Origin of the sequence: Bacillus cereus group sp. BfR-BA-01408 (assembly GCF_022663305.1) — a bacterium.
Taxonomy (GTDB): Bacteria; Bacillota; Bacilli; order Bacillales; family Bacillaceae_G; genus Bacillus_A; species Bacillus_A pacificus.
Genome location: NZ_JAKUFF010000180.1, coordinates 1 through 657 on the forward strand (window position 1 = coordinate 1; position 657 = coordinate 657).

Consider the following 657-nt stretch of genomic DNA (forward strand, 5'->3'; position numbering starts at 1 on the left):
GATTGCTATGTCTAAAAATGAAAAATTAAACAAATTACGTAATCAAGATTTAGATACAAAGGAATTGATTGGTTTAATCGATGAAAATGAATTAAAAAAGATAGCGGGTGCGGGAGATGTGAATCCAGAAATAGCACCAACGTCGCACACAGTTACAACCATAAAGTTTACTACAGTATGCCCGATTACACATTCACTAGTTTGATACAAAAGAATTGGTTGGTTTAGTCAATGAAGATGAATTGAAAAAAATAGTGGGTGTCAGAGTAGATGTGCCCCCAGAACTTACTCCTGTTATTGCAAATATGACCAAAAATCTTTGTTCGACAACGCCTTATACAACGAGATGCTTATAATGCTAATCAATAGTTACAAAAAGGAGGGAAGTTAAATATGTCAAAAAATGAAAAACTAAATAAATTACGTAATCAAGAGTTTGATACAAAAGAATTGATTGGTTTAGTCGATGAAAATGAACTAAAGAAAGTAGCGGGTGCAGGAGATGTGAATCCAGAAATAATGTCAGATCCAGTAACACTTACAATTGTGGTTCCAATTTTCACCAATAAACTTTGCCCAACAGTACCTTGTACATTGAAGGGATAAAAAAGAGAGGAAGTTAAATATGTCAAAAAATGAAAAATTAAATAAATTACG

Annotated in this window: 3 protein-coding genes; all 3 read left to right on the forward strand. The window is 32.6% G+C overall.

Annotation, left to right across the window (positions count from 1 at the left end):
* Positions 1-7 precede the first annotated feature (7 nt).
* The 3 genes from MR083_RS26730 to MR083_RS26740 are packed head-to-tail and all read left to right on the forward strand — an operon-like array spanning position 8 to position 606.
* Positions 8-205, forward strand: a complete 198-nt coding sequence (locus MR083_RS26730) for a class II lanthipeptide, LchA2/BrtA2 family (RefSeq protein WP_100632315.1) — start codon at positions 8-10, stop codon at positions 203-205.
* 10 nt (positions 206-215) lie between these two features.
* A complete protein-coding gene (locus tag MR083_RS27900) occupies positions 216-356 on the forward strand; it encodes a class II lanthipeptide, LchA2/BrtA2 family (RefSeq protein ID WP_277931493.1) in 141 nt (46 codons plus the stop codon).
* 37 nt (positions 357-393) lie between these two features.
* A complete protein-coding gene (locus MR083_RS26740) occupies positions 394-606 on the forward strand; it encodes a class II lanthipeptide, LchA2/BrtA2 family (RefSeq protein WP_000041631.1) in 213 nt (70 codons plus the stop codon).
* The last annotated feature ends 51 nt before the right edge of the window (positions 607-657 follow it).

Bases quoted from the DNA above. Each gene is read 5' to 3' on its own strand.
- MR083_RS26740 (WP_000041631.1), top strand. From the start codon at position 394: ATGTCAAAAAATGAAAAACTAAATAAATTACGTAATCAAGAGTTTGAT.
- MR083_RS26730 (WP_100632315.1), top strand. From the start codon at position 8: ATGTCTAAAAATGAAAAATTAAACAAATTACGTAATCAAGATTTAGAT.